This is a genomic window from Aquamicrobium aerolatum DSM 21857 (genome assembly GCF_900113935.1).
Classification (GTDB): domain Bacteria; phylum Pseudomonadota; class Alphaproteobacteria; order Rhizobiales; family Rhizobiaceae; genus Aerobium; species Aerobium aerolatum.
Genome location: NZ_FORF01000019.1, coordinates 1 through 25023 on the forward strand (window position 1 = coordinate 1; position 25023 = coordinate 25023).

Genomic DNA, 25023 nt, shown 5'->3' on the forward strand with positions numbered 1-25023 from the left:
ATCGCCCGCCAGTCGGCGCTTGCCGGCTTCCATGAACTCTTTCGACCAAGTGTAATAAAGGCTCTGCGCGATGCCTTCCTTGCGGCACAGTTCGGCAATGCTGTCTTCGCCGCGCAGACCATCGAGAACGATCCGGATCTTGTCTTCAGCTGAAAAGTGCCGTCGGGTCGCCCGGCGAATGTCCTTCACCACCTGCTCGGCAGGCTTTTTGGTGCTCGGGGATTTAGCAGTCATCTTGGTTCCTTCGTCAGACGACGAGACCAAAACACTCCTTAAAGCTCAACCCTGAATCTGTGCCATGGGCGCTGACGGGGAACAATCCATATTTCCTTGTCCGTGTCGCCGCTGCAGGACGAGAGCGGACGAGTTATCGGAGCGTCGAAAATCGCCCGTGACATCACCGACCGTCACCGCGCGTTTGAACAACAGCAATTGCTTCTCAAGGAGATGGAGCATCGCATCAAGAACGTTTTTTCGATCGCCAGCGGACTGATCTCATTGTGTGCAAAACGCGCCCAAACCCCCGAGGAACTCTCCAAAATGGCACGTGAGCGACTGGACGCTTTGGCCCGCGCTCATGCCCTTACCGCCCCTCGACCAGATAGCGGCACAGAAAACGACCCGCCGACCATTACATTGCACGAACTTTTGCAGACGATCGTTTCGCCTCATTTGGATGCAACGGAGCGTAGGCGGTTCGATGTGCTGGGAGAAGATCTGTCGCTTTCATCAAAGGCGCTTACGCCAATAGCATTGGCCGTGAACGAACTGACAACGAACGCGGTCAAGTATGGAGCACTCTCCAGCCCCGACGGCGCAGTGACGTTCGAAGTTCAGAGCCAGGACGACCTCGTCATCATGCGCTGGACAGAGCGCGGAGGCCCCCTCATCGTCGCGCCTCCCGATCATGCAGGATTTGGCACACGGCTGAGCGAAATGGCCGTCGGACAACTCGGCGGCACTATTGGGCGAGACTGGAATAAGGAAGGTCTATCCGCGAAAATCGTTTTGAAGAGATCGCTGTGTGACCCGCTCCAATAGCAGGAATTAGATCTGGGTTGGTGATCACCGTGCATTTGTGGACTGGAGTTCGAACGAGAACGTGAAACGCTGGTATTGTCTCATTGGATTTATCGTTCTCACCCTGGGCGGTGGGCTTCTCATCGGCTTCCTGACCGCGCCCGGCCTTTGGTACGCAGCGCTCGCGAAGCCCACATTTAACCCGCCGAACTGGTTGTTTGCTCCAGTATGGAGCATCCTTTACGTGTTAATCGCAATTGCTGGCTGGCGCACTTTCGAACGAACAGACAGCGCCTGGCCGATGCGTCTATGGTGGCTCCAACTCGCGCTCAACTTTCTTTGGTCGCCTGTGTTCTTTTCAGCCCACGCCATCGGCGCCGCCCTTGCGATCATTCTGCTGCTGCTTGTCGCCATTCTTATTTTCGTTGCTACAATCTGGCGGCAAGATCGCGTTGCGGCGTGGCTATTCGTGCCGTACGTTGCCTGGGTGCTCTTTGCCTCGGCGCTGAATGCGGCAATTTGGCATCTCAACTGACCGGTCTCTCAATGGGGCGTCGCACCGTAACGGTCACTGACAAAATGCAACAAGGCTATCGCTATGCCCTGACCGCGCCGAGCGGCCGCGAATTCGATCCGCACTTTTCTCCGGACCTGACGCCCAAGGAGATGCTTGCCCTCGGCGTGTTTTGCGGAAAGTACATGACCGACTGCCGCGAGGAATTTCCATCAAGCTGGTTCGTGGGCGCGTAGCTCTCACCATTGGGCCGCGATTGCTCTTTGAACTATTTTGGCGTTGACGCAAGCCAGCCGCTGTCTGAGTGGCGGCGGAAAGGCTGGATTCATCCAGACGATCCGCGCGGCTGGTTCCAATGGTACTGCCGCTATTATCGCGGCCGTCGCATGGCGGACGAAGATGCACGGCAGATCGGACGATGGAAGGCTATGAAGCGCCACATTTCCCAAGTGAGGAGAAATTGCGAGCCGGGAGATTGGACGTGCCGCCCCCGTCAACGGCAGGCGCTGTTACATTGGGCTTACGATAGCCGGAAAATATAGCGCCCCAACAATGACATTGCGGTGCCCAGCTTCATCCTCTCCGGCGCGCAACCGCCAAAAGATGCCGTTCAGAACGCGCCGGTCATCGACACGCGCACGCCGCGCACCTTCGTCGGCAATAGCGGCTGGCCCGTGTAATACCGCCGATGCCCATGTCGGGGAGGATTACCTCCCGATATGGTTCCTTCGTGTTGGACGTGGCGATGCCGTCGCGCCGGAAGAGATCTGCCGCCGTCCGTCCTTCCGCGTCTGGTCGATTGGAAATGAACCCCGCCCGAAGGCGAGGTTTCTGGATCATTGTGGCCGGCCGTCTCGCGAGAGGACCGACATCTGCGCTGCCGCGGAGTTTGGCATGAGGCTCATATCAGTCTCCGATCTATGCTTTGCTAGTGACCGCTCCCAACATGGGAGCGGTCACTTTCAGTGCCAGATGGTCAGAAGTCCATGCCGCCGGCGGGCATGGCCGGCGCTGCTTCCTTCTTCGGCTTCTCGGCGATCATCGCCTCGGTGGTCACCAGCAGGCCGGCGACGGATGCAGCATCCTGCAAGGCTGTGCGCACCACCTTGGCAGGGTCGATCACTCCTTGCGCAAACAGGTCGCCATATTCGTCGGTCTGCGCATTCCAGCCGAAGGCGAAGTCGGCCTTCTCGCGCAGCTTGCCAACGATGATGGAGCCTTCGGCACCAGCATTCTCGGCGATCTGACGCACCGGCGCCTCGATAGCCCGGCGCACGATCTCGACGCCGTGCTTCTGGTCGGGGTTCTGGGTCTCTACGGCATCGAGCGCTTTCTGCGCACGCAGCAGCGCCACGCCGCCACCGGGCAGAATGCCTTCCTCGACCGCCGCGCGGGTCGCGTGCAACGCGTCATCAACGCGGTCCTTCCTCTCCTTGACCTCGACCTCGGTCGCACCGCCGACGCGAATCACCGCGACGCCGCCGGCGAGCTTCGCCAGACGCTCCTGAAGCTTCTCGCGGTCGTAATCGGAGGTCGTCTCCTCGATCTGCGCCTTGATCTGCTTCACGCGGCCTTCGATTTCGGCCTTTGAGCCGGCACCGTCGACGATGGTGGTGTTCTCCTTCTCTATCACCACCTTCTTGGCGCACCCGAGCATCTCCAGCGTGACGTTCTCCAGCTTGATGCCGAGATCCTCACTGATCGCCGTGCCGCCGGTAAGGATGGCGATGTCCTCCAGCATGGCCTTGCGGCGGTCGCCGAAGCCCGGCGCCTTGACGGCCGCGACTTTGAGGCCACCGCGCAGCCTGTTGACGACGAGCGTGGCCAGAGCCTCGCCCTCGACGTCCTCGGCGATCATGACCAGCGGCTTGCCGGACTGGACGACCGCTTCGAGCACGGGAAGCATGGCCTGAAGGTTGGAGAGTTTCTTTTCATGGATAAGGACATAGGGATCCTCGAACTCGACCCGCATCTTGTCCTGATTAGTGATGAAGTAGGGGGAGAGATAGCCACGGTCGAACTGCATGCCCTCGACCACTTCCAGCTCGGTCTCGGCCGTCTTGGCTTCCTCGACGGTGATGACACCCTCATTGCCGACCTTCTGCATGGCTTCGGCGAGAAAACGGCCGATCTCGGAATCGCCATTGGCCGAGATGGTGCCGACCTGGGCGATCTCGTCGTTCTTCGAGATCTTGCGGGCGTTGCCCTTGAGCTCGGAGACGACGGCGTCTACAGCCTTGTCGATGCCGCGCTTCAGGTCCATCGGGTTCATGCCCGATGCCACAGCCTTGGCGCCTTCCTTGACGATGGCCTGCGCCAGAACGGTCGCGGTCGTGGTGCCGTCGCCGGCCAGATCGTTGGTCTTGGAGGCAACTTCGCGAACAAGCTGCGCGCCCATGTTCTCGAACTTGTCCTCCAGCTCGATCTCCTTGGCGACCGAAACGCCATCCTTGGTGATGCGCGGCGCACCGAACGACTTGTCGATGACGACGTTGCGGCCCTTCGGCCCGAGCGTTACCTTGACGGCATTGGCGAGAATGTCGACGCCGCGAAGCATCTTCTCACGGGCTTCGGTGTTGAACTTGACTTCCTTGGCAGCCATTGGATCACTCCTTCAATAGGCAGCTTTCATTGACTGAAATGGTTAAGGGAGAAGCCGTCAGGCGGCCTTCTTCAGCGTGGCGGTCTGCTCGATCACGCCCATCACGTCGCTTTCCTTCATGATGAGCAGGTCTTCGCCGTCGAGCCGAATCTCGGTGCCGGACCACTTGCCGAACAGGATGCGGTCGCCGACCTTTACGTCGAGCTCCATGATCTTGCCCGCATCGTCGCGGGCACCGGGGCCGACAGCGATCACTTCGCCTTCGCTCGGCTTTTCCTTGGCGGTATCGGGAATTATGATGCCGCCTGCGGTTTTCTCGTCGGCTTCGATGCGGCGAACCAGGATACGGTCATGCAATGGACGGAACGTCATTTTGTTCTCCTCAAGGACAAACAGATTTTGAGAGGTCCCTCCGCTCCGGCCCGGTGAGAACCGGAGCGGGGCCGCGCAACCCTTGGCGGCGTCACGCGCGTATCGATCTGGTTTTGGCGATTTTCGATTTCAAGAGGCGAATGCAAAATTTTTGGCACTCGCAGCCATTCACTGCTAGTGCGATGTAATCGCAGCCGAAATTGGCACCATCGAGCATCCGGGCACTTGAAAAATTCGCGCGATTAGCCGAACTTCCTTCTGTGCCGTGCCGGAGGCGCGGTCCGGAGTCCTGATCGAAACGGAGTTTTTGGAACGGCTAAAAACGGAAGGAGGACAGCGATGCGCCGAGCCGATTTTTCGACGATCATTCCCTCTCTCGCGCCACGAGCCGAAGACATTGCGCTCGACCGGCTCCTGTCGCCGGCGCGCCACTACAGGCATCCCGAGGATGTGCTGCGCGACCGCACACTCGAACGCAGCGAAAAGCGCGCCATTCTCTCGTCATGGGCATCCGACGCATGCGCGGTCGAATCGATGCCCGCACTGCGCCAGCCGCCTGGCGCGGAAAGCCCCATCCCATTCGATGTCATCATGGATGCGCTGCGGCGTCTGGATCGCGGCGACATCGGGGAGGACGATGCAGTATGCGGATCCGCAGACCATCACCATCGTCTTCACGCATGAAACGACAAAGGAGAGACATATGCCAGCGATCGTCAGTCGTGAATTCCGGATGCAGATGGAAGGCTACGGCCTAACCACAGCCGAAATCCACTATCGTCTTCCAGATCACCCGAGCCTGTTGCAGGTCTATGTCTGGCAGGATTACGATCTCGCCCCGAAGTTTCCCGAACTGCGCGGCTTTCTCGACTACTGGACCGAGACGCTGGAGGGCGCGCTGCACTCCGTGCGCGTCGCCCACCATCGTCTGATCCAGCCCTCAGAATGGAAAGCCGTCGACGGGATCATATCCGTTCACTGAAGCCCGGCGGGAATTCCCTGATAGCTACCGAGAGTACCCCGAACTCGGGTGCGTCGTGCTCCCTGAACGAGACCCGCTCGCATTGCAGCCTTCATAAAGCTCCGGCGTGCCTCCTTCGCAGAGCGCCATCCATCGAGTGCGTCCCGACAGGCAGCAACGGCATTCCGCCAACGCCGTCCACGTGCCCAGTCCGGCCATTCACGCTCAAGGCATTCCAGTGCTTCAAAACCTGTCGCCACCTTTCGGAGGCCAGTTTTTGGCATGCGCAGAATTACGGGTTCGTTGAACACGACATCAGACATCACTTCCTCCTTGTTTTCTGATCGTCTTTTAAGAGCAAGTAACTGATCGTTCTGTACGATCTCTTGTGATCTGGGCATACCGACGTGCCTCTTCAACCCTCCATCCGTAGCTCAGTCCACGCCGTCATCGTCAGGTTCAAGCAGATCGATGAGTTGGCTGACGCGTGTGTCCGGGAGCGGTCGCCCTTCGCCCATCATCGCCTCGTCATTGTTAAGCCAGTTCCACGCTTCTCGAAGTTCATCAACACTCGCCCCGGTTGCGATAAGCCCCGCCGCCAGATCGTCGTCTATGGAGCCGAGCACTGAAACGATGTCGTCATAGGTCATGGCAGGTCTCCATTCATTTTACCAACCAACTCATCAGATGGTGGAGTTGTTCTCAATTTCCAACAGTCTGAAATCGCTGTGGAAATTTTCTGCCGTCACCCTCTTGAAACTCTGAAATGAAGGAACCAGATCGATTGTGCGCCGCTGCCACTACGGGGCGGCGCCGGCCAAAAGCCGCACAATCTTGTACCCATGTTGCTTCAAGGAGGATGTGGCTAAGAGAACCACTTTCGATTTTTCTCCCCTGTTCCGGTCGAGCATCGGCTTCGACCGTCTGGTCAATGCGCTGGAGGCAGCCAGCCGCGTCGAGAGCATCGACAACTGGCCGCCCTATGACATCGCAAAGACTGACGAAGACGACTACCGCATCACCATGGCGGTGGCCGGCTTCAGCGAAGACGAGCTTTCCATCACGCAGGAGCAAAACATGCTTCTCGTGGCGGGCAGCAAAGCCACCGACGAGAATGCGCAGTATCTGCATCGCGGCATTGCCGGACGCTCGTTCCAGCGTCGCTTCCAGCTCGCCGACCACGTGCGAGTTGAACGCGCGACTCTCGTCAACGGCCTCCTGACAATCGATCTTCGGCGTGAGATCCCGGAGGAGATGAAGCCTCGTCGGATTGCGCTCTCGTCGCAGGAGAAGACGATGCAGATTGAAGCCCCCTCGCACACCAACGAGCAGATCGCAGCCTGACGCTTTTGTCAGTCTACGGATCGCCAGCGCCGGGCCACCCGTCCGGCGCCATCGGCGAAGCTGTGTCCAATTGTTCAGAACAGAAGGAGAATAACCATGAACGTACGTGACCTGATCCCCTGGGGCCGTGACACGAGCAGCAATCAGGCTTCCGCTGTCTATCGTGAAGAGGACCGCAATCCGCTCCTGACGCTGCACCGGGAAGTCAGTCGCCTGTTCGATGATGTCTTTCGCTCGTTTGATCGAAACCTGCCAGCTTTTGACCCTCTGGCTTCCTTCGGACGAGGGTGGCCAAGCGTCGAAATCTCCGAGACTGAAAAGGAGATCCGCATAACCGCGGAAGTGCCAGGTCTGGAGGAAAAGGACATCGAACTGGTTCTGGATGACGGCGCTGCGCGGCGAAAAGCGATCTGAGACCGAGGACAAGGACAAGCAGTTCTCGGAACGCTTCTACGGCCGTTTCGAGCGCGGTATCCCGGTTGGAAGGGAAATCGTCGAGGACAAGATAGACGCCAGGTTCAGAAATGGCGTGCTGAGCCTCGTGCTTCCCAAGACCGAAAAGGCACAGTCGCAGGTAAAACGCATAGCGACCAAGAGCTGACGAGGGTTTCGGCGCCGGCGGGTTCGTTGCGCCCGTCGGCGTCGATCTTCACCGATCACCGAGGAAGAACCATGAACATTGCTGCAAGAAGGACATCAATGGCAGATGGTCCTGTCGACCGGCCCGTGCCGGGAGTCAACGACAATCGTCGCACGATGCGGTCAATGGGACGCTCCTTATTCCCCAGCGATGCCTTGGCCCGGATCTACCGCCCATCTCGCTCGGCGACTACCAGTGCTCCGTCGCGCGATCAATGGAAGCTCGTGTTCGAGGCGCGAAGCCCGTCTTTTATCGAACCGCTCATGGGCCACACCGGCAGCCGGGACACACTGAAGCAGGTCGAGCTTAAGTTCCCGACGCTGGCGTCTGCGATCCGTTACGCGCAGCGGCAGGGTCTTTGCTATGTCGTGGACGTACCAAAGGATAAGGCTAGGATTACCAGGGATAAATCTGGAGAATCGCGAAACACATTCTCCGATGCGACGCTCGGCAAGCTTGGCCTCGCCGGGCTTTCGGAAAAGTACCGTCGTCCATGTCGAATGACGCCAATCGCAATGATGCGGATGGCGCCTGGGCTTCGCCGATGGATGTCGTGGCCGACAACCGGCTACCCCTTGATGCGAGGCTGTTGATTTCCGCTGAGAAGTGATCTGGTTTGGGGAGATTTTTCCACTGAGAAGTGACCCATGTTTGAACGCTGTTCTGCTCGTTTCGTGCGGGAGTTTCAGGTGTTGGACCTGGCGCTTTTGAGCGTTATCCGGCGCTGGCATTTCCGGGACGTTTATCGATCCGGGAGATTGCGCGGCGCACCACTTCATTAAACTGCGCTGATCCTGCGCCTCGCCCCCTAACCACCTCCGTTTGATGCGGGCGAGACGCTGATCAGGCCGACCGCCTTGGGAAAAAAAATAGAAATGCCCACCCAACGACCGGAATGGGCGCATGCGGTCGTTCAATGCTCCATAAACCACCTCTACTAATGGTCAAAATCGACCAATCGACCAATCGACCGGAAACGATTCGAACTTTTTCAACGCCAAACATCGCCGTTTCTACGCTTCTTCGCGTAAGGCCCGTCTCACGCTCTTTGCGCGAGCGTAGTTTCGGCGGCTATCGGCGGTAACAGAGGGCAACCGGCGGCATTTGGCGCGCCCTAAAAGATTCGAACCTGTGACTTTCGACTTAAAAGCATCAGCCGATGCACGCGCAATCGTGGATTCGGAATCGCCGAAGCGGCAGAACAACTGACCTATATATGACCCCGACTATCTTCGGTCAGCAAAGCAGTTCTCCAGGAAAGCGCTGGCATGTACCGGTCGACCGGTATCCGGCAAAGCCAATATCTGAACAACCGCATTGAGCAGGACCATCGCCGCATCAAGCGCCGGATATGTTCAAATCAACAAACACCGCCGCCACGATCCTGTTCGGGATCAAGATAGTTCACATGACGCGAAAACGACAGGCGAGGCACGCCTACAATCTGGGACCATCACTCGCCGAGTAGTTTGAAATAGTCGCTGCCTGAATGTTCGTCCGAATGGCACGTTTGCGACAAAGCCCGCTCGCGCGCGGCAGCTCGCCGACCCTGCGTGCGCCGCAAGTTGCATTGCAGGATCGGCGACGTGCCTTTGAACTATCAGCGCGCGAGGTTGCGCGCACGCAGCCACTCGACAGATGGCAGGATGCCTGCCTTGTCGCGCAGCTCCAGGATCAGGCGTGGCTTTGACGTCAGTTCGCCCAGAGCGCGGAACACGGCGTGCCAGCTGATGTTGCCTTCGCCGATGGTCCAGTGGCGGTCGGCATAGCCGTCTGCGTCCTGCAAGTGGATGTGCTGCAATGAATTGCCCGCCCGGCGCACGAAGTAGTCGACCGGCGGCGCCCCCGTCGAACCACAGGCATAATGTGCGTGGCCGGTGTCGATCGAGACAGCCATGGCGCTTGAGTTGAAATCCTCGACCAGTATGCGTCGAATGTCCGGATCCTTGTCCATGATGTTTTCGACCACCATCGTCACGCCGATCTCTTCAGCGCGGCGAACCGCCTCGTCCATCGTGGCATGGGTATGGTCGAGCACGGATTGATAGGCCTGACGGCCTGGCGCGTTGTCGAGGTTGTGATAGTCCCAGGTGATGTAAGGCGAGTGGATCACCATCTGCGTCGCGCCGAGAAATTCACAGACTTCCAGCCCCTGCAGCATACGGCGGGTGACAACCTTCTGGATCTCCTTGTCCGGACTCGCGATATGAAGGCCCCAGAACGGTCCGTGAATGCCAAGGCGGCCGTTGTAGCCTGACAGAAGCTCCTTCGCACGCGTTGCAACCGGCTTCCAGTCATCGTCGAGCGCGCCGGGAACGCAGAAATCCTGCAACTCCAGATCTCGGTTCTCGTCGACGATGAAGTCGCGGAGATGTTCAAGTTCCGTCACCGTAATGGCGGCGCCGAGCAGGGGTAGGTCGTACATGGTCATGCTTCCTCAAGGATGTTGTTTAAAAGCGTTGCAAGAAGGTCGTGAAACTCGGACATGCCGTTGACCAAATGGTCTGCGCCTGCAGCGCGAAGGGTATCAGCGTGCCCGACACGATCGTCGGAAGGAGCGACGAAGCCCACAGCCATGCACCCTGCTTCCTTGGCGCAGTGGATGCCGTGGATGTTGTCGTCGATAAAGACCGCTTCACGCGGGTCGACGCCCAGTTGCCGGCATGCATGGAGCGCCAGATCGGGCGCCGGCTTCGGCTGCGCGACGTGTTCGGCGGAATACACGTGCCCGCCAAAATGGGCCGCGAGCGGCGTTCGGCCAATCGACAGTTCGAGACGCAGCACCGAAGAATTGGAGCAGATGGCGCGCTCGAGCGGAAAATCGCACAGCACCCGTTCAATACCCGGAATGTAGGGAATTGAAGTTTCAAACATCTCAAAAAGGATGTCGTCGCTGCGCGCGAAAACCGTTGCTGCATCCAACCCGTTCGAAGCCATCCAGCGACGGCTGTCGCGTGCTGAATTGCCGGAGAAAATCGCCCTCGCCTCGTGCTGGCTCATCGGGCGTCCGGCTTCTGTGACTGCCTGTGCCAGGGCACCACAGCCCATCGGCTCGCTGTCGATGACGACTCCGTCGCAATCGAACAGGATCGCCTTGATGCCGCTCATTGTCCCGGCTCCATCTCGCGCATCAGCGCCTGTAAGGTCACCGGATCGTCGGAAACGATGAAGAGCGGCTTGACGGCGAGCCAGCGGCGCATCTGGTCGGGATCATTGATCGTCCAGACCGAGCAGTTCTCCACCCCCCAGTCGCTGGCGATGAGATCGAATTCCGCCGCAAACAATTCATGATGGACTCCAAGAATGTGCGGCAGGCCGCGCAGCTTCTCCATCATCGCCGCAAGACCGCCATGACGCGCTGCTGATTGTGCGTTCACCGAAACGAGGCGGCGCATCTCTGGCGCGATCTCGCGCACCCTCTCGACGACGCTCACGTCAAAGCTGTGCAATGCTGCCCGCGCGGCAAGGCCAGCGGAGCGGAGCGCCGCGGATGCCTTCTCGACCAGCCCGTCATAGGGTCTGCCGTCGCCGCCGGACTTCAGCTCCACCCATGGCTCGATGCGCGGGTCCTGAGCCAGAATGGCCAGGACCTCTTCCAGCGTCGGCGGGCATTCGTCGATCAGCGCGCCATCCGGTCCGCGCAACTTGAGCTGTTTGCGCTCTGCTTGCGTCAGCTTGCGCACATCACCGCTGCCATTGGTGGTGCGCTCAAGTGTTGCGTCGTGGATCACGACCATCTCGCCTTCATCGGTCAGATGGACGTCGAATTCGACCGCGTCGAACCCGTACTCAAGGGTGTTGCGAAAGCCGAGCAGCGAATTCTCGGCCCAAAGATTGCGGGCACCGCGGTGCGCCATGATGCGGGACATTGAGGGTCTTCCGGTTCAACGAATGGTAGGATCGAGACGGTCGCGCAGCCAGTCTCCGAGCAGCGAGATCGACAGCGTGGTCAACACGATGACCACCGATGGCGCGAGCATGATCCAGGGTGCTCGCGTCAGATATTCGCGCCCAAAGCCGACCATGTTGCCAAGTGACGTCTGCGGCGGCTGAACACCGAGGCCGAGGAAGCTGAGACCGGATTCCATCAGAATGATTTCTGGGAAGGTCAGCGTCATTGACACGATCAGCGTCGAGGCGACATTGGGCAAAATGTGGCGCAGATAGACCCGGCTTGGCTTTGCGCCGAGCTGCACGACAGCGCCGGCATAGCCTTGCGCGGAGGCAGAAATGGCAAGTCCACGAGCGATGCGCGCATAACGCTCCCAGCCATAGAAACCCATCAGGCAGACGAGCAGCACCATCGACGTGCCGAAGAAGGCCAGCACCGCCAGTGACATGATCAGGAACGGCAGCGCGGCCTGAAAGTCTGCCAGGGCCATCACCGCGTTCTCCACCCAACCGCGAAATTGCGCAGCCAGAAAGCCAAGCCCGGTGCCAACAACCGCCGACAAGATGGTCGCGCCGAAGGCAATCACCAGCGAGACCCGAATAGACTGCATCAGACGTGAAAGGACGTCACGGCCCAGATCGTCGGTGCCCAGCCAATGGCCCGGCGTTCCCGGTTCGGCCATCCGCGCGCCGAGATCCATCTTGGTTATGGGATAAGGGCGGAGCTGGTCAGCGAAGATCGCGACCAGAACCATTGCCAGTAGCCAAAGCGCGCACAGCCAGATCAACACCGGCATTTTCTGCCGGAGGCGTGACAGGAAGCCTTGCTTGGCGGGTGCTTCCGCGGAAAGAGCGGCAACAGTCATGAGACGATGTCCTCAATGCGCCGCGCGCTTGGAGCGCAGGCGTGGATCGAGCAGGCCGTAGGCCAGATCGACGAGAAAGTTGGCGACGATCATCGAGCAGGCGATGACGAGCAGCAGCGACTGAACGACGGCCAGGTCACGGTTGGCGACTGAGGTGACGATCAACCGCCCAACGCCCGGCCAGGAGAAGATGCTCTCAACGACGGCCGCACCTGCGATCAGCGAACCGACCATGAAGCCCAGCAGCGTGACAATCGGCACCGCTGCGTTCGGCAACGCATGCTTCCAGACGACGTCGCGCCAGCTGAGGCCCTTGGCCATGGCCGTGCGAATATATGGCTGTCCCAGCACCTCGATCATCGCCGAGCGCGAAAACCGCGCCATGATGCCGATGCCGCCAACCGAGAGCGTCGCGATCGGCAGGATCGCGTGCCGCCAGCTATCCTGGCCGCCCGATGGCAGCCAGCCAAGCGTCACCGCAAAGATCAAAACGAGGATCAGGCCGAGGACGAAGGACGGAACCGTGAAGCCGAAGATGGACAGGGTAATCACGCCACGATCTGCAATCGATTGACGATGCAACGCGGCGTAGACTCCGGCGGGAATACCGATCGCGACCTTGAGGATCAATGCCGGAACAGTGATCGCGAGCGTCGCCGGGATACGCGACATGACCAGTTCAAGCGCCGGCACCTGATCGCGCATCGAGACGCCGAAATCGAGGGTCAGCACCTGCGCGATGTAGGCCAGATACTGCTTCCACAGTGGATCGTTGAGGCCCCAGCGCTCGCGAAAGGCATTGATGGCGTCCTGCGGTGCATCGGGGCCAAGCAATATGATCGCCGGGTCGCCGGAAAGACGCAGCACCAGAAAGGCAAACGTCATCACCAGCATCAATGTCAGGAACGCCCGGACGAGACGGATCAGAATGTGATTAAGCATGGGTCAGTTGCTTCTCGTCCTGAAAAGGAAGGGTCCGCAGCTTCAGACAGGCAGCAAGACGGCCATTGTCGCGCATCAGCGATGGCACCTTTGCCTTGCAGGCTGCATCGGCAAAGCGGCAACGCGGGTGAAACGCGCAGCCGGAGGGACGCGCGGCCGGGTTTGGTGGCTCTCCTTGCAAGACGATGCGGTTCGTCATGCCGGTTCCCGCTTGTGGCACCGAAGACACCAGCGCCTGCGTGTAGGGATGCAACGGCCTGGCGAAAATCTCTTCGGCCGAGCCCTCCTCGACAATGCGTCCCAGATACATCACGACCACACGGTCGCACAGATTGCGAACCACCTTCAGATCGTGGCTGATGAAGACCATGGTCAGGTCTTCGTCCTGCTGGAGATCGTAGAGCAGATTGACGACCTGGGCCTGGATGGAGACGTCGAGGGCCGACACAGGCTCGTCGCAGACGAGAAATTTCGGCGACATCGCAAGGGCGCGGGCAATCACGACGCGCTGACGCTGGCCGCCGGACAGTTCCAGCGGATAGCGGTCAGCCTGATCGGCGCGCAAGCCGACCTTCTCCATCAATTCCATCACGCGGGCACCTATCTGCTCGCGCGGCATCAGTCTGTGAATTTCGAGCGGTTCCGCGATCTGGTCGGCAATGGTCATCCGACGGTCGAGTGCGGCCAGCGGATCCTGAAAGATCAGCTGCATGTCGCGGCGCAGCGCTCGCCATTTGGGCGTCGCCGGCATCGGCATCAGCGCCCCTTGCCACAGCACCTCGCCATCGGTCGGCGCCTCGATGCCAAGCAGCATACGCCCGAGGGTCGATTTTCCCGATCCGGATTCGCCGACAACACCAACGATTTCGCCAGCACGGATTTCAAGATCGATACCATCGACCGCGGTCACCGTTGACGGCTTGCCGAAAAGCTTCTTGCCGGTGGTGTATCGTTGGCAAAGTCGGGATGCCTTTAGCAGCACGCTCATCTCACGTACTCGGTCGTTTTCACGGAATGGCCATAGGCAGGCACCACCGCGTGAGCGGCTGGATTGAAACAGGCAAGGTCGCAGCCATCGTCCTGACGGACGAGTCCGGGTTGGACACTGGTACAAAAGTCACTCGCACTTGTGCAGCGCGGCGAAAACGAACAGCCCGTTGGCAGATGGCGCGGATCGGGCACGGTGCCGTAGATCGGCACGAGACGTTGGCGAGGTCCATCCAGTTGCGGGATCGCCTGAAACAGACCGACCGTGTACGGATGACGCGGACTTTCGAAGAGCCCCCGAATGCCGTTTTGCTCGACGACCCGGCCGGCATACATCACTGCCGCGCGATCGCACACGGCCGAGACAGCGCCGAGATCATGGCTGATGAAGACCATCGCCATGCCGGTCTCTTCCCGGATTCTGGCGAGAAGGTCGAGAATCTGCGCCTGAATCGTGGCATCAAGCGCCGTTGTCGGCTCGTCGGCGATCAACAGATCGGGTTCGCCGGCCAAAGCCATGGCGATCATGATGCGCTGACACTGGCCACCCGAAAATTCATGCGGATAAAGATCGATACGCGTCGAGGCAGACGGAATGCCGACGAGATCCATCAGGCGAATGGCTTCGACCCTCGCCGCTGCGCCCTTGAGGCCGCGATGCAGGCGGATGCTCTCGATCAGCTGTTTACCCACCCGTTGGACGGGATTGAGCGAGGATGACGGATCCTGAAAGATCATGGCGATGCGCCCGCCGCGGACCGTTTCCAAGGTAGTACGTGGCGCATTGACAAGCTCTTGGCCGGCAAACTTGGCCGAGCCGCTGACCGCTGCCTTGAGCGGCAGAAGTCCGAGCGCCGCGAGCCATGTCACCGACTTCCCGCAGCCGCTTTCACCGACGAGGCCGACGGCCTCGCCCTCGCCGATTTCGAGATCGATGCCGTGGAGTACCTGCACGCCATCAAACGAGACTTTGAGATCACGGATCGAGACCAAACTCATCCTGCGTCCTTTCCGTAATGTCATGAGAAAGCTGGCAGGCCCGCAGGGCCTGCCGTACCGAAGAAACAGATCAGACGTTCCAATTGTCGCGACGGAAATCCATTGCGAACGCTGGTGCGGCCTTCCAGTTGAGTTCGGACTTCATGCCGGTGAACACGGCGTTCTGATGCAGCAACGTGTAGACTGGGTCTTCGCGCTCTGCGATCTCCAGCATGCGCCGGAAAGCCTTGCGACGCGTCTCGTGGTCGGTCGAGGTTTCCAGAACCACCGACATCTGGTTCAGCTCGGCATTGCTGTATTCGAGGTTCTGCTGGGCCTGACCGTTCGGGCCGAACTGGTTGACCATCGGCGTCACCGGATCGTTGACGAGGTTGGAAGCCGACCAGTCACGCAGGCCGCGCTCGCCTTCGCCGGCGAAGATCTGCGACCAGTTTTCCTTCATCTGGATCTCGACGTTGATGCCGGCCTGCTGCCACATCTCGGTCAGCACCTGACCGGTTGCAGTCTGGTTGGTATAGTAGTTGTTCAGCAGGAAATACGGGATCGCATCACCCTTGTAGTTCGCCTGCTTGAGCAGGTCGCGGGCCAGCTCCGGATTGAATTCCGGCACGGTCCAGTCTTCGATCAACATGTTCGAAGCCGCATAGCTGTCGAACTGAAGCCCCTTCGGCACCACGGTCTGACCGGCCCACAGGGCCTCCACGATGGCATTGCGGTCAATGGCGTGTGTCATGGCGCGACGCACCAGCGGATCAGCCATGATCTCATTTTGGGTGTTGAATACCGAAACGCGGTGGTTCCAGATTGTCGATGACTGAACTTCAAGACCTGCTGTGTTGGCGATGGTGCCGATCTGGTCTGGCGGCAGGTCGCAGGCGAAGTCGTACTCGCCGGACAAGAGGCCGTTCACGCGGCTGGCGACTTCCGGCACTTCGATGAAACGGATGCGTTCAAGCGGCGGGCGACCGGCCCAGTGCTCGTCATGCGCCACCAAAGTCAGCGACACGTCCGGCTTGAATTCTTCGACCTTGTAGGCGCCGGTGGTGACGGGGCTTCGGGCCCATTCGGCATAGGTCTTGGCTTCATCCCACGCGCGTTTGGAGGTGATCTGCGGTCCGCCAGCATAGAAGCGGCCTTCCAGCGTTACGTCCGGCGTCGCATTGTGGAAGCGCACCGTGTAGCGGTCGACGATCTCGACGCCGCGCAGTGCAGGCCAGAGGCGGCGCGCCGTACCTGGGACGCTAGCAGGCAGTTCCTTGTCGGTGTTGGGCTTGAAGTCTTCGGCGTAGATGGTGGTGCCGCCAACCGGCTCCGTACCGCCAAACAGGCGCTCGTCCGAGAACGAGAAGGCAACGTCTTCTGCTGTCATTTCGTCGCCATTGTGGAACTTGACGCCCTGGCGCAGCTTGAACTCGATCGTCTTGTCGTCGAGGCGCTTCCACTCGGTAGCCAATTCCGGCACCGGGCCTTGATCGCCCATCCAGTTGCGGCCGATCAGCCCTTCCCAGAAATTGGGGTAGAACACGCGCTCACCGACGTTTGACTGCTCGTGCCAATTATCCAGCGTGTTGTTGTTGCTGATTTTCTGCACCGCGATGGTGATCGAACGGCGAGCGCCCTGCGCCATCAGGCTGCCCGGCAGGATGAGCGCGCCAAATGCTGCCCCACCCAAAAGTCCAAGAGATTGTCGACGATTGATATGCATGAACTGCCCCATCGAGTTTCAGCCACCGGTTTGGCCGTGTTGAGATAGGACTGAGCTAGTCCACTCATGTGACAGTCACTCGAATGGAAGATGAATGTTATGTGACGTTACCCAGCGACGACGAGGGGGATGACCGCGGTCTCGAAACTGGTTTTGGCGCACAACTTGTTTCGCCGTCACAGGTCCGGCCGCGATCGGCTATCAGCACGAGCCGCTGCTACGATGCGCCGAAGACGGGGCTCAACGTGCGCAACGTCGCGCGTGCGATCACGGCAATGGATGTCCAGGCACGGCCTGGGTCTCATCGATGATCCCGGGTTAGGAATGCCACAGGAGACCCATCAAGATGCCAGCCTCTCCCGCGAGGAGACAGCATTTTTCCCTGCCCGCTTTGCCACATAAAGTTGGGTGTCCGCTTCCTTCACAGCATCCCAGAAATGATCGTACGCGTCAGATGCGGCGATGCCGAAGCTGCCTGTAACGGTCAGACTGGCTGATCCCACATTGACGGGTGTTGCCGCAAGAGATGTCCTAAAGCGTTCCGCCAAGGCTAGAGCGTCCTCCACACTCCCGCTGATCACACACACGAACTCTTCGCCGCCGATGCGTGCAAGCAAATCCTGTTTCCGTGCGACTGCTGCCAGGCGGCGTGCGGTCTCTTGCAACACGATATCCCCTGCAGCATGGCCGAAGTGATCGTTGATCGCTTTGAAGTTATCGAGGTCTGCGAGGATGACTGCGTTTTGGGTTCCTTTTCCCGTGAGCGAGCGAACCGCAGTCTCAAGGCCCCGGCGATTTAAGAGTCCGGTCAGCACATCGGAGTCACGCTCGCGCGTGATCGAAGCAAAAATGTCTGCTCCCGCGACCCCGAAAAGAGCTAGGACGCCGGCATTCAGGACGAAAGCCAATGTGTATTGCAGCGTGATCCAGAAGGTGGTGTTGACGTGCTCGCCGGGCGCCGCACTGAAGCTTCCCACTGTCAGCACGGTCCGGGGAAGGAAGTGCAGCCCCACGAGCGCGATCGTCCAGAAAAGTATCTGATCGGCCACGCTACCCCGAATGTGCTTTCTCGTTTTCCAGGCTGCCGCAAGCAGCACAAAGCCAAACCCGAAATTGAGGATGTAGGTTCTCGCTATCAGGTTTCGATCGACGAAAAGAAAGTAGGCAGTGCTTAGGAGAGCCACCACGAATAATGTTGCGTGGAACGCCCACCCCATGGTCTCAGAGGACCGTCGTTTGACCGCCTCGGCGACTGAAAGAGCGCCTGCGAAATAACAAGCGGTAGCTAGCAGGGAATTGGCAGAGATATTGGTCGGGATCTGAGCGGTTTGCAGCAGGAATCCGGTGCCGCATGACGCGAGACCAACAGCCAGATATCGGAAGTAGCGCAGATTGGACGCGTACCACGACAAGAGGGCAAACGCGACAGCGGCAGTGCCGAACACAGACACCACAAAGTATCCCATAGGGTCCCCGAATACTCAGCGTTGCTATTCGAATAGACCCTGTAAAGGTAGCAACTTAACAGTTGATCAACCCGCAACGTAAAACTAGCCGCACACCGACATGAGGTTTCTCAGCGTGCGCGACGCCACTCAAATCCCCCACAACACGAGAGGTCGAATGAGAACCTTCGAAGCCATCGCCGCTTTCTGATGCCGGCTAACGTCGCGTGTTGGTGACGCCCAGTGCTCAGCGTGGCTCCGCAGGTTAGTTGCTGATCGCCACCACCGCCACGCAGTCGCCCGCCTTGATCAGTCCGGGGAAGTGTCGCGCGACGAGAATGCCGTCCATCTTCGCGTGGATCTCCTGTGGGGCAACGCCCGTGCTGCCGGTGCCCCACACGCGCGCGATCACCATGCCCTTTGTCACCGCGCCGCCAAGATCGACCATGGTTTCGATCAGCCCGTCTTCCATCGCGAAGCTGAAGCAGTCTCCGTCGGGCATATCGAGCCATGTCGTCGGCGTCTGCTCGACCGCCCCGGCAACGATCCCCGCATGGCGCAGCACGTTGAGAACGCCCTTGCGGGCGATCTTTACGGTTTCGGCGCGTGAGGTGCCGCCGCCGCCAAGCTCGGTGGTGACGAACACCTTGCCCATTTCCTCTGCGGCGGTGTCATACATGCCGACCGCATCGATTTCGAGCATCCGCACCGAATACGGCGCTGAAAAAGCCTCCACTGCCGCGAACGCCCTGCCCTCCTGCGCCTTGTCGGGCAGGATATGGGCAGCGCAGAACGGCAGGAAGTCGAGCGTCCGCCCGCCCGAGTGAAAATCAAGCACGAGATCGGCGCGCGGTAAAAGATGGCGATAGATATAGTCGGCGATCTTCTCCGTCACCGTCCCGTCCGGCCTGCCCGGAAAGCTGCGGTTCATGTTGCCCTTGTCGATGGGTGATGTGCGGGTGCCGGCCCTGAACGCCGGGTAGTTCAATGCCGGAACGATGATAACCGCGCCGGACACGTCCTCCACCTTCAACGACCGCGCCAGATCGTAAAGCGCAAGCGGCCCCTCATATTCATCGCCGTGATTGGCTCCGGTCAGCAACGCCGTCGGACCGCTGCCATTGCGGATCACGCAGATCGGAACCATCACCGATCCCCACGCGGAATCGTCACGACTATAGGGCAGGCGCAAAAACCCGTGCTGTACCCCTTCGGCATCAAGATCGATGGTGGGCGAGATCGGCGACGGGCGAAGATGCTGGTCTAACATGTCAGGTCTCATGCGAATTGGTCGATTTGATTGCCGAGGGGAGTAGGGGAGTAGGGAAATACTGCCAACTGCCCTCTTTTCCCCCTACTCCGCTCGCCCCATCAGTCCTTCACGAACAAGTGGCGTGGCACGTTGGCGAGGCACTCGACACCCGTGTCGGTAATCAGGATGGATTCGGTGATCTCCAGCCCCATGTCTTCCAGCCATAGACCGGTCATGAAGTGGAATGTCATACCGGGCTTCAGTTCGGTCTTGTCGCCGGGGCGCAGGCTCATGGTGCGCTCGCCCCAGTCTGGCGGATAGGAGAGGCCAATCGAGTAGCCGGTGCGGTTATCCTTGATGATGCCGTACTTCTTCAGAACGCCGAAGAACCCGTTGGCAATATCCTCGCAGGTATTGCCAGGCTTTGCCGCTGCAAGCCCGGCCTCCATGCCCTCCAGCGTCGCCTTCTCGGCATCCAGAAACGCCTGCGTCGGCTTGCCGAGGAAGACGGTGCGTGACAGGGGCAGATGATAGCGGTTGTAGCACCCGGCGATCTCGAAGAACGTACCTTCATTGGCGCGCATCGGCTGGTCGTTCCAGGTCAGATGCGGCGCGGAGGCGTCCACGCCCGACGGCAACAGCGGCACGATGGCAGGATAATCGCCGCCGATGCCATCGACGCCGCGCGTCCCCGCATCATAGATTTCAGCCACCAGATCGCATTTGCGCATCCCGACTTCGACCTTGTCGAGGATGCGTGCATGCATCGCCTCGACGATCCGTGCCGCCTTGCGCATATAGTCGATTTCGGTCGGGCTTTTGATCGCACGCTGCCAGTTGACCAGCGCCGTTGCATCGGTGAACCGCGCATTGGGCAGGCCTTTTTGCAGCGCGGCAAAGGCAGCGGCAGAAAACCAGTAATTGTCCATCTCGACGCCGATGGTCAGCTTGTCGAGGCCGCGCTCGACCAGCACCGTTGACAGATAATCCATCGGATGGCGCTCGGTCGACTGCACATAATGGTCGGCGTAACCGATGATATTGGCATGATCGAGATAGGCGGTACGCTTGGCGCCGTTGGCGTCCTGTCCACGCCCGTACCAGATCGGCTCGCCGGTCGGCGGCACGATCACCGCCTGATGCACGTAAAACGACCAGCCATCATATCCGGTCAGCCACCCCATGTTCGACGGGTCGCTGACGATCAGCACGTCAATTCCCTTCGCCTCCATGGCCTTGCGTGTCTTTGCCAGCCGCGCCGCATATTCGTCACGCGTGAACTTCAGAGAAGGCGATGTCATTTCCACGAAACTCCTCGGTTTCAACTGTCAAAAATTGTGCCGGCGCCTGCATTGCGCGCCCGTTCGCGCGCCAGCGTGGCGATGGCCGTGTCCTGAACGCCGGTGCCGGTCAGGTCGCAAAACGTGATGTCATACGGGGAGCGGCGGCCTGTTGCGGTTCCGGCAATGATCTGGCCCAGTTCGGCAAATTCCGTCGAAGGGTTCACCAGCCCCGCTTCAATTGCATGGTGCAGTTCGCCCAGAACCCGCGTCTGGGTGAGCCGGTCGGCGACATAGACATTGGCGCGGCGCAGCGCTTCGGGGTCGATCTCGTTCTTGTGCTCTGCGTCCGATCCCATCGCCGTGACGTGCTGCCCGGCTGACAGCCATTGCGCCATCAGGATCGGCGTTTCGCTCGGCGTCGTCGTGACGATGACGTCTGCTCCGGCCACCGCCTGCGCGCCGTCGCTCTCAGCGCGTGCGTCAATGCCAAGCTCGGCACGCAGATTTGCCGCCAGCGCTTCTGCCTTGGCTGCATCCCGCGCCCAGATTCGCGCCTCACGGATCGGGCGCACCAGCATCAACGCTTCCAGTTGCAGCCGCGCCTGGACTCCGGCCCCGAAGATTGCCGCAACCTTCGCCCCCTCGTGCGCCAGATACTTCGCCGCCACCGCACCAGCTGCCGCCGTTCGCACATCGGTGAGGTAGCCATTGTCGAGCAGCAGCGCCTCGACCAGCCCGGTCGTTGCCGACAAAAGCACCATCATGCCGTTGACGCTGGGCAGCCCCAGCTTGGGATTGTCGAAGAAGCCGGGGCTGATCTTGATGGCGAACCCGTCAAGGCCGGGAACGTAAGCCGTCTTGACGTCGACCTCGCCGCGATGCTCGGGAATGTCGAGCCGCAGGATCGGCGACATCGCCACCCTTTGCGTCGCCAGCGCGCGAAACGCGTCCTCGACACAGGCGACCGCCGCAAGGTCAAGCTTCACGATTTTCCGCAATTCCGCTTCGGTCAGGATCGTCATCCGGCTCATGGCCGCCCCTCCCCGTTGATGACGCGCCGGTGCAGCTCCATGTCGATATTTCGGCCCGACAGGATCAGCGCCACCGGCCCGCCTGGCATGACCTTGCCCGCCAACAGCGCCGCGATGCCCACCGCCCCTGCGCCTTCCACGATCTCGCGTTCCTCGCGATAGGCGTGGACGATGCCCGCCGCGATCTCCTCCTCCGACAACAGGATCACGCCATCGAGCAGGTCGCGGCACATCGAAAATGTATGGCGATTGGCAAGCCCGATGCCGCCGCCGAGCGAATCCGCCAGCGTTTCCTCCTCGCGCAGCTGCACCGGCCTGCCTGCCTCAAGGCTCGCCTGCATCGCCGCGCCGCGCGCCATCGAGACACCGATCACCCGCGCCTGTGGGCGCAAACCCTTCACCGCCGCCGCGACGCCCGACGCAAGCCCGCCGCCGGACAGCTGCACCAACACCGTGTCGACCTGAGGCAGGTCCTCGATCAGCTCCAGCCCGATCGTACCCTGACCGGCGATGACATCTTCATGATCGAACGGCGGCACAATGGTCATGCCCATGTCCTCGACCAGCCGCTCGGCCTCCACCTGAGCGTCATCCTGACTGTCGCCGACGATGCGCATCTCCGCGCCCAGAAGCGCGATCGCGTCGCGCTTGTTCTGCGGCACCAGCTGCGACATGCAGATCGTCGCGCCTAGTCCCTCCAGCCTTGCTGCATAGGCCAGCGCTCGCCCATGATTGCCGGTCGAGGCCGCGACCACGCCACGTTTGCGCCCTTCCGGATCCAGCATCGCGACGGCATTGGTCGCGCCACGTAGCTTGAACGATTCGGTTGGCTGGCGGTGCTCCATCTTCATGTAGACCGGCACGCCACAATGGCGCGCCAGCGCGTCGGACAGCTGCAACGCCGTGCGCTCGACCTTGCCTGCAATCCGCGCCTGCGCGGCCCTTATCTCTGCCAGCGCTACCGTCATGCCGCATCCAAAGGCAGCGAGAACACGCGCCCCCGTTCCGGCATGGCGCGCTCGTCGCCGCACAGCCGCAGGCACATCCATGCGGTTGCCTGATTGCTCGTCACCACCGGCTTGCCGAGCGCGGCCTCGATGCTGGCTGCCGCTTCGGCGGCCCGCAGTGCCGTGCACAGGATGATCAGCGCATCCGCCTGCGGGTCCATCGCCTCGCGCGCCAGATCCACCAGCGTCGCCGGTGCGATCCGCGCCATCTCGCGGTCATCGTCCATCCCAAGACAGGTGAAGCTTACAACGTCGAAACCCTTGGCTACGAAATAGTCCGCCACCGGCGCGCTGGTCTCGGCCAGATAGGGCGTCAGAATACTGATCCGCCGCGCGCTCAGCGACTGCAACGCCCTCACCGTTGCCAGCGGTGGCGTCACCACTGCAACCTCCGGCTTGCTTGCCTGAAAAGCCCGTTCGACCGCGTCGTCGCCGATCACCACCGACGCCGAGTTGCAGGAATAGCAGACGACGTCGAGCGGCTCGTCCGGCAGGATCAGCGCCGCCGCCGCGCTCAAAGCTGGCTGCATCGCCCGCAAGTTTTCCGGCGTCGTCGGGTTGGCATAGGCAACGCGCGTGACATAGACGCCGATGTGGTCACTCGCCACCATCCGCGCATAGTCCGGCTCGGTGGTGTGGTCGGTCGCCAGGATCACCAGCCCGACGCGGCTGTCGCGTGGCCGCGCATCGAGTGGCGGTCTTGTTGAGCGCTGACGGATTTTCAGGGCTGCCATTCTACCGCTCCACCCGCCCGTAGCGCCGTTCCAGCCAGCGCAACCCGAATACGGAAACAATCGAAACCGTCAGGAAGAACACCCCCACCATCGTCATCGGTTCGATATAGCGATAATTGGTGTTGGCGATGCTGCGCGCCTGGTTCATCAGTTCCAGCACGGTAATCGCCGACAGCAGCGGCGTCTCCTTGAACATGGCGATAAAATAGTTTGCCAGCGCCGGGATCATCGGCGGAATCGCCTGTGGCATGATCACGTGCACCCATGTCTGCACCGGATTGAGATTGCAGGCTTTCGCCGCCTCCCACTGGCCGCGCGGCACGTTGTCGATCCCACCGCGATAGACCTCGGCGGTGTAGGTGCCATAGTGCAGACCAAGCCCGATGACACCGGCCACCAGCGGCGACAGCAGGATGCCAGCCGAGGGCAGCACGTAAAACAGGAAATAAAGCTGCACCAGAAGCGGCGTGCCGCGAATGAACTCGGCCACCAGCCCGACCGGCCGCGCGACATAAGGGTTCGGCGAGCGGCGCAGAACCGCAAACACCATGCCAACAATGGCGGCGAGCACCGAGCCAAGCAACGTTGCGATAATGGTGATCTTGAACCCTTCCAGCAGGGTTGGCATGATCTGCCAGACGAATTGCCAATCCCATTCCATCAGCTGCGCACTCCATCGAGACCGCGCGTCAGGCGGCGTTCCAGCCAGCGCATCCCGGCTGAGATCGTCATCGCCATCGCAAAATAGAGCACCAGGATCGTCGCAAACGGGATCAGCGTGTTGCCAGTCTGCGCCCGCACCACCTGGGCCTGAAAGGTCATGTCGGACAGTGAGATCAGCGACACGATGGCGGTCGCTTTCAACAACTCGATGGCGTTGTTGCCAAAGGTCGGCAGCATCAGGATCACCGCTTGCGGAAGGATCACATGACGCATGGTTTGATAGCGCGACAGGTTGACGGCCACGCAGGCCTCGAACTGTTCGCGGCCGATTGACTGCACCGCGCCGCGCACCGCCTCCGCGCCATAGGCGCCGACATTCAGGCCCAGCGCCAGCACGCCAGCCTGCATCGAGGTCAAGTCAAACCCCAGCAGCGGCAGCACGAAATAGGCCCAGAACAGCTGGACAAAAATCGACGTGCCACGGAAAAACTCGATATAGGCAGTCGCCAGCCAGCGTACCGCAGCATAATGCGACAGGCGTCCAAGACCCGCCAAAAACGCCATAACCAGTGCCAGCGCGCATCCCATGACCGTCAATTGGACGGTCACCAGCGCACCTTGCAGGATCAGGCCGAGATATCCGGACCAATCAATCATCGGCGACGTTGCCCCATCTGTTGCGGTGCGAGCCTCGAAGGCCACACATTCGGGGGAAAAAGCTGTCAGACATGAAACGCCGAGCCACTGAGGATGGATGGGTGACGG

Annotated in this window: 27 protein-coding genes and 3 pseudogenes; 9 read left to right on the plus strand and 21 right to left on the minus strand. The window is 60.5% G+C overall.

Annotation, left to right across the window (positions count from 1 at the left end):
* The coding region (locus BMZ42_RS14600; RefSeq protein WP_139207948.1) for a transposase at window positions 1-234 on the minus strand (234 nt) is incomplete at its 3' end.
* A 96-nt stretch (window positions 235-330) separates the two neighbouring features.
* Between BMZ42_RS14600 and BMZ42_RS14605 the strand changes: the two genes are divergently transcribed.
* The 3 genes and pseudogenes from BMZ42_RS14605 (at window position 331) to BMZ42_RS18285 (ending at window position 2076) form a co-directional block, all read left to right on the plus strand.
* Window positions 331-1041: a sensor histidine kinase gene (locus BMZ42_RS14605; RefSeq protein WP_139207950.1), complete on the plus strand. Its 711-nt coding sequence runs from the start codon at window positions 331-333 to the stop codon at window positions 1039-1041.
* Window positions 1042-1102: 61 nt separating this feature from the next.
* The gene (locus BMZ42_RS14610; RefSeq protein ID WP_091523984.1) at window positions 1103-1555 is read left to right on the plus strand and encodes a TspO/MBR family protein; all 453 of its coding nucleotides are present in this window, start codon (window positions 1103-1105) and stop codon (window positions 1553-1555) included.
* Window positions 1556-1566: 11 nt separating this feature from the next.
* Window positions 1567-2076 (plus strand): annotated as a pseudogene (locus tag BMZ42_RS18285) (hypothetical protein).
* Window positions 2077-2510: 434 nt separating this feature from the next.
* Here the strand turns inward: BMZ42_RS18285 and groL are convergent.
* Together groL and BMZ42_RS14625 are read right to left on the minus strand one after the other, a co-directional pair.
* On the minus strand, window positions 2511-4136 hold the full coding sequence (groL, locus tag BMZ42_RS14620) for a chaperonin GroEL (protein WP_091523874.1): 1626 nt from the start codon (window positions 4134-4136) through the stop codon (window positions 2511-2513).
* A gap of 57 nt (window positions 4137-4193) precedes the next feature.
* Complete coding sequence (locus BMZ42_RS14625) at window positions 4194-4508, minus strand: co-chaperone GroES (protein WP_091523876.1); 315 nt, start codon at window positions 4506-4508, stop codon at window positions 4194-4196.
* Window positions 4509-4847: 339 nt separating this feature from the next.
* On the opposite strand from BMZ42_RS14625, the gene BMZ42_RS14630 reads away from it, so the two are divergent.
* Window positions 4848-5192: a hypothetical protein gene (locus BMZ42_RS14630; RefSeq protein WP_091523879.1), complete on the plus strand. Its 345-nt coding sequence runs from the start codon at window positions 4848-4850 to the stop codon at window positions 5190-5192.
* A 19-nt stretch (window positions 5193-5211) separates the two neighbouring features.
* Window positions 5212-5490, plus strand: a complete 279-nt coding sequence (locus tag BMZ42_RS14635; protein WP_091523882.1) for an usg protein — start codon at window positions 5212-5214, stop codon at window positions 5488-5490.
* On the opposite strand, the gene BMZ42_RS14640 is transcribed toward BMZ42_RS14635, so the two are convergent.
* Complete coding sequence (locus BMZ42_RS14640; protein WP_342028961.1) at window positions 5484-5870, minus strand: DUF982 domain-containing protein; 387 nt, start codon at window positions 5868-5870, stop codon at window positions 5484-5486. The genes BMZ42_RS14635 and BMZ42_RS14640 overlap by 7 nt on opposite strands.
* A 33-nt stretch (window positions 5871-5903) precedes the next feature.
* A complete protein-coding gene (locus BMZ42_RS14645) occupies window positions 5904-6119 on the minus strand; it encodes a hypothetical protein (RefSeq protein ID WP_091523885.1) in 216 nt (71 codons plus the stop codon).
* Window positions 6120-6330: 211 nt separating this feature from the next.
* On the opposite strand from BMZ42_RS14645, the gene BMZ42_RS14650 reads away from it, so the two are divergent.
* The 4 genes and pseudogenes from BMZ42_RS14650 to BMZ42_RS14665 form a co-directional block, all read left to right on the plus strand.
* Window positions 6331-6813, plus strand: coding sequence for an Hsp20 family protein (locus BMZ42_RS14650; protein WP_091523888.1), 483 nt, complete (start codon window positions 6331-6333; stop codon window positions 6811-6813).
* A gap of 96 nt (window positions 6814-6909) precedes the next feature.
* Window positions 6910-7414: pseudogene (locus BMZ42_RS14655) on the plus strand (Hsp20/alpha crystallin family protein).
* A gap of 71 nt (window positions 7415-7485) precedes the next feature.
* Window positions 7486-8046 (plus strand): NADH dehydrogenase ubiquinone Fe-S protein 4, encoded by a 561-nt coding sequence (locus tag BMZ42_RS14660; protein WP_091523890.1) that lies wholly within the window; start codon window positions 7486-7488, stop codon window positions 8044-8046.
* Window positions 8047-8739: 693 nt separating this feature from the next.
* Window positions 8740-8921: pseudogene (locus tag BMZ42_RS14665) on the plus strand (DDE-type integrase/transposase/recombinase); the annotation flags it as partial.
* Window positions 8922-9053: 132 nt separating this feature from the next.
* Here the strand turns inward: BMZ42_RS14665 and BMZ42_RS14670 are convergent.
* The 16 genes from BMZ42_RS14670 to ehuC form a co-directional block, all read right to left on the minus strand.
* Entirely contained in the window at window positions 9054-9878 is an 825-nt protein-coding gene (locus BMZ42_RS14670) for a sugar phosphate isomerase/epimerase family protein (RefSeq protein ID WP_091523892.1), read from the minus strand.
* Between the two features lie 2 nt (window positions 9879-9880).
* Window positions 9881-10561 carry an HAD family hydrolase gene (locus BMZ42_RS14675; protein WP_091523895.1) on the minus strand — a complete coding sequence of 227 codons (681 nt, stop codon included), beginning with the start codon at window positions 10559-10561 and terminating at the stop codon, window positions 9881-9883.
* On the minus strand, window positions 10558-11322 hold the full coding sequence (locus BMZ42_RS14680) for a glycerophosphodiester phosphodiesterase family protein (protein ID WP_091523898.1): 765 nt from the start codon (window positions 11320-11322) through the stop codon (window positions 10558-10560). The genes BMZ42_RS14675 and BMZ42_RS14680 overlap by 4 nt, the downstream gene beginning before the upstream one ends.
* A 15-nt stretch (window positions 11323-11337) precedes the next feature.
* Complete coding sequence (locus BMZ42_RS14685; RefSeq protein WP_091523900.1) at window positions 11338-12210, minus strand: ABC transporter permease; 873 nt, start codon at window positions 12208-12210, stop codon at window positions 11338-11340.
* A 12-nt stretch (window positions 12211-12222) separates the two neighbouring features.
* Window positions 12223-13152, minus strand: a complete 930-nt coding sequence (locus tag BMZ42_RS14690; protein WP_091523903.1) for an ABC transporter permease — start codon at window positions 13150-13152, stop codon at window positions 12223-12225.
* The gene (locus tag BMZ42_RS14695; RefSeq protein ID WP_091523904.1) at window positions 13145-14140 is read right to left on the minus strand and encodes an ABC transporter ATP-binding protein; all 996 of its coding nucleotides are present in this window, start codon (window positions 14138-14140) and stop codon (window positions 13145-13147) included. The genes BMZ42_RS14690 and BMZ42_RS14695 overlap by 8 nt, the downstream gene beginning before the upstream one ends.
* Window positions 14137-15138 (minus strand): ABC transporter ATP-binding protein, encoded by a 1002-nt coding sequence (locus tag BMZ42_RS14700; RefSeq protein WP_091523907.1) that lies wholly within the window; start codon window positions 15136-15138, stop codon window positions 14137-14139. Before BMZ42_RS14700 ends, BMZ42_RS14695 begins: the two co-directional genes overlap by 4 nt.
* A 70-nt stretch (window positions 15139-15208) precedes the next feature.
* Window positions 15209-16843, minus strand: coding sequence for an ABC transporter substrate-binding protein (locus BMZ42_RS14705; protein WP_091523990.1), 1635 nt, complete (start codon window positions 16841-16843; stop codon window positions 15209-15211).
* 341 nt (window positions 16844-17184) lie between these two features.
* Window positions 17185-18309: a GGDEF domain-containing protein gene (locus BMZ42_RS14715; RefSeq protein WP_091523913.1), complete on the minus strand. Its 1125-nt coding sequence runs from the start codon at window positions 18307-18309 to the stop codon at window positions 17185-17187.
* Window positions 18310-18553: 244 nt separating this feature from the next.
* On the minus strand, window positions 18554-19558 hold the full coding sequence (gene doeB / locus BMZ42_RS14720; protein WP_091523915.1) for a N(2)-acetyl-L-2,4-diaminobutanoate deacetylase DoeB: 1005 nt from the start codon (window positions 19556-19558) through the stop codon (window positions 18554-18556).
* Window positions 19559-19659: 101 nt separating this feature from the next.
* A complete protein-coding gene (gene doeA, locus BMZ42_RS14725) occupies window positions 19660-20841 on the minus strand; it encodes an ectoine hydrolase DoeA (protein WP_091523917.1) in 1182 nt (393 codons plus the stop codon).
* A 20-nt stretch (window positions 20842-20861) separates the two neighbouring features.
* On the minus strand, window positions 20862-21854 hold the full coding sequence (gene eutC, locus BMZ42_RS14730; RefSeq protein ID WP_091523920.1) for an ectoine utilization protein EutC: 993 nt from the start codon (window positions 21852-21854) through the stop codon (window positions 20862-20864).
* Window positions 21851-22822, minus strand: a complete 972-nt coding sequence (gene eutB, locus BMZ42_RS14735; protein ID WP_091523923.1) for a hydroxyectoine utilization dehydratase EutB — start codon at window positions 22820-22822, stop codon at window positions 21851-21853. The genes eutC and eutB overlap by 4 nt, the downstream gene beginning before the upstream one ends.
* The gene (gene eutA / locus BMZ42_RS14740; RefSeq protein WP_091523925.1) at window positions 22819-23595 is read right to left on the minus strand and encodes an ectoine utilization protein EutA; all 777 of its coding nucleotides are present in this window, start codon (window positions 23593-23595) and stop codon (window positions 22819-22821) included. Before eutA ends, eutB begins: the two co-directional genes overlap by 4 nt.
* Before the next feature lies 1 nt (window position 23596).
* Window positions 23597-24256 carry an ectoine/hydroxyectoine ABC transporter permease subunit EhuD gene (gene ehuD, locus BMZ42_RS14745; protein WP_091523927.1) on the minus strand — a complete coding sequence of 220 codons (660 nt, stop codon included), beginning with the start codon at window positions 24254-24256 and terminating at the stop codon, window positions 23597-23599.
* Entirely contained in the window at window positions 24256-24915 is a 660-nt protein-coding gene (gene ehuC, locus BMZ42_RS14750; RefSeq protein ID WP_091523930.1) for an ectoine/hydroxyectoine ABC transporter permease subunit EhuC, read from the minus strand. Before ehuC ends, ehuD begins: the two co-directional genes overlap by 1 nt.
* Window positions 24916-25023 lie beyond the last annotated feature (108 nt).